The organism is uncultured Corynebacterium sp., from assembly GCF_902489365.1.
In the GTDB taxonomy this organism is placed as follows: domain Bacteria; phylum Actinomycetota; class Actinomycetes; order Mycobacteriales; family Mycobacteriaceae; genus Corynebacterium.
The window spans coordinates 1-3,179 of record NZ_CABTZR010000137.1 but is presented as its reverse complement, the minus strand read 5'-3'; the positions used below and the strand labels follow the sequence as shown (position 1 = coordinate 3,179).

The 3,179-nt window shown below is 63.1% G+C and carries 2 protein-coding genes; one reads left to right on the top strand and one right to left on the bottom strand.

Translation table 11 applies throughout. The features are described 5' to 3' along the window. A partial coding sequence (locus RDN59_RS11785; RefSeq protein ID WP_308607998.1) for an N-acetylmuramoyl-L-alanine amidase occupies positions 1 to 1,580 on the bottom strand: 1,580 nt, incomplete at its 3' end. 170 nt (positions 1,581 to 1,750) lie between these two features. Here RDN59_RS11785 and glf point away from each other — a divergent pair. After that, the gene (gene glf / locus RDN59_RS11780; protein ID WP_144014311.1) at positions 1,751 to 2,947 is read left to right on the top strand and encodes a UDP-galactopyranose mutase; all 1,197 of its coding nucleotides are present in this window, start codon (positions 1,751 to 1,753) and stop codon (positions 2,945 to 2,947) included. Positions 2,948 to 3,179 lie beyond the last annotated feature (232 nt).

Here is a 3,179-nt window from a genome sequence, read left to right as displayed (position 1 = left end):
GGGATTTGCTCCACCGGCAGGCCATTGACCGTCTTATCCGTGTCAATCTGCTGGTCCGAGCGGGCATACATGATGGCGAAGAGCGTGCCAGCCAGGCCGACTAATGCGGTGATGGTGCTCATCGGGATTTCAGTATCGCCCAGCGAGGACGTTGCCTCCTGTGCCGGAGCGGCCGGCGCGGGAGCGGACGGCGCATTGTCGTTCGGCGCGGAGCCAGAGGAGTCTGGCGTAGAGGTATTGCCGCTGCCCCAGTCCGTGGATGTCGAACCCGACGTGCCTGACTTGATGGCGAGGTACTTCTTGTGCGCCGCCTGGCGGATCTTCGGCCACTGGGCGATGGTGTATTTACCCGGGCAGGCAGTGAAGTGAACGTCGCTGTGCCCGAAGAGACCATAGACGGGGGCAGAAGCACCCGCAGGGTAGCGCGAGCCGCGGAAGTTCTCCGCCGAACGCAGGGAGACGCGGGAGGTCGGATCGACGTCGGAAATCGCGCCCTTCCAGCCGGCAAGATCGGTGACGGACTCCAGCAAAGCTTCCGTCGGCTGGGCCTGCTCGTAGTTGCCGATCATGGAAATTCCCCACGTGTTTCGGTTGAAGCCGCCGATGTGGGCGCCCTGCACGGCTTCGTCGAGCCCGCCATAGCGGCCCTCGTAGATGGTGCCGTACTTATCCACCAGCGCGTTGTATCCGATATCGCACCATCCCAGGTTCTGGGCGTGGTACTTGTACGCGGCGCGCACCTGCGCGGCCGCCTGCGCGCGGGTGTAGTTATTGGAACCCGCGGTGTGGTGCAGCGCGATGGCCTTCACACCGTCGTCGTAGTCGGCGCCCTTGCAGCGGATATTCTCATTCGCGCCCCAGCCGGCGCGCGAAACCACGCGCGGCATGCCATCGGTCTCAGCGGTTGGCTCAATGCCCTCGCCCTCCTGGGCGTTGCCGTCCATGAAGACAGCCTCGAGGCCTTCGACGTCGCTGTTGGCCGGAAGCTCTTCGGTCTCGGCAACGGGGGCGATGTCGCCGACGTTGAAGGGGGCGTCGTCAAGCGCGGCGTCCTCAACGGGGGACTCGGTGAGTTTCTCATCCAAGTTCGACCCGGTCACCAGGTCCACGTTGTTGATGGAGACCTGCACGTCGTTGGTATCGCCCACGAAGATGAGCTCGGTGCCGTTCGTGGCATTGGGGTCATCGTTGTTGTAGGACATCGAGTCCATGTCGTACCACTCGGACCAGGACCCGTCCGGTTGCTTCGCGCGGACGAAGGCCGCGACATCGCGCGTGCCCTTCCACGTGACGGCGAAGGAGGAGAAGGTCTCATCGCGGTGGAATTGCTTGACGGCGCGCGGACCTTCGCCCTCGCCCTGGGCTGCGATGGCCGGGTCATCCACGACGACCGTTTCGCCAGAGCCGAAGGTTTCGGAGGCCGAGCTCACTTCGATGGGGCCGCTGCCCGCTTCCTGGGTCTGGATGAGGGTTTGGCCGCCCACGGCTGCGGCAGCGACCACAGCGATCGAGGTGACCGTGGCGATAACCGGCGTTGACCACGTCGATTTCGCGGGAACAAGACGACGTTTGAGGTGCACTGTTACTCCCTAGGATGGTGTGCGCCACGAGGTTAAGAGGAGCGCAAAAAGTTAACTAACGGGACAAATGTTACGTCAGGTGTTGGAGTGAAAGAAGGTGTGACACGCGAGTTTTCTCGCTTGGGTGTCACCCGCCGTTTTGCACGTGTTACTGCCTTAAGCTGGTGGCCATGACTGCATATGACCTCATCGTTGTTGGATCTGGATTCTTCGGCCTGACCGTGGCCGAGCGCGCAGCCTCCCAGCTGGGCAAGAAGGTGCTCATCGTGGAGCGCCGCGAGCACCTGGGTGGCAACGCCTACTCGGAGGCCGAGCCGGAGACCGGCATCGAGGTCCACAAGTACGGCGCGCACCTCTTCCATACCTCGAATAAGCGCGTGTGGGAGTACTGCAACCAGTTCACCGATTTCACTGACTACCAGCACCGCGTCTTTGCCATGCATGACGGCACGGCCTACCAGTTCCCCATGGGCCTGGGCCTGATTAACCAGTTCTTCGGCCGCTACTACTCCCCGGATGAGGCGCGTGAGCTCATCAAGGAGCAAGCCGGCGAGTTCGCCGTAGATGAGGCGCAGAACCTGGAGGAGAAGGCCATCGCGCTCATTGGCCGCCCGCTCTACGAGGCCTTCATCCGCGATTACACGGCCAAGCAGTGGCAGACCGATCCGAAGGAGTTGCCGGCCGGCAACATTACGCGCCTGCCGGTGCGCTACACCTTCAACAACCGCTACTTCAACGACACCTACGAGGGCCTGCCCGTCGACGGCTACGCGGCCTGGCTGGAGAAGATGGCGGAGCACGAGCTTATCGACGTTCAGCTCAACACCGACTGGTTCGACGTGCGCGAGGAGGTGCGGGGGGCGTCGCCAAGCGCGCCGGTGGTCTACACCGGCCCACTGGATCGCTACTTCGACTTCGCCGAGGGTGAGTTGGGCTGGCGCACGCTGGACTTCGACCTGGAGGTGCTGGAGACCGGTGACTTCCAGGGCACCCCGGTGATGAACTACAACGATGCGGACGTGGACTACACCCGCATCCACGAGTTCCGCCACTTCCACCCGGAGCGCGCCGATAAGTACCCCAAGGATAAGACGGTGATCATGAAGGAGTACTCGCGCTTCGCGGAGAAGGGCGATGAGCCGTACTACCCGATCAACACCCCGGAGGACCGCTCCAAGCTGGAGGCTTACCGCAAGCTCGCCGCCGCTGAGGCCCGCGAGAACCAGGTCCTCTTCGGTGGCCGCCTGGGCACCTACCAGTACTTGGACATGCACATGGCCATCGCCTCTGCGCTGAGCATGTTCGATAACAAGCTGGCTCCGTTCTGGAACGAGGGCAAGGCGCTAGAACAGGAGCGCGGTCACTAGGCTGGGGCGCTGCCCCGGCTGCTCCCAGTAGTGCAGCGCGGCGCGCTATGCTGAAACACCTCGATGGAAGGAGGTGACGGCATGGCCCAGCGCAAGAAGAAACGCGCAGACCGCAGCATGTGGAAGATGTCCCCGGAGCGGCTCGAGGAACACCTCAAGCTGCGACGTCGCGCAACGCGCATTCCCGATAAGAAGAAGGAACAATCCAGGAAGGCCTGCCGGAACACCCGGC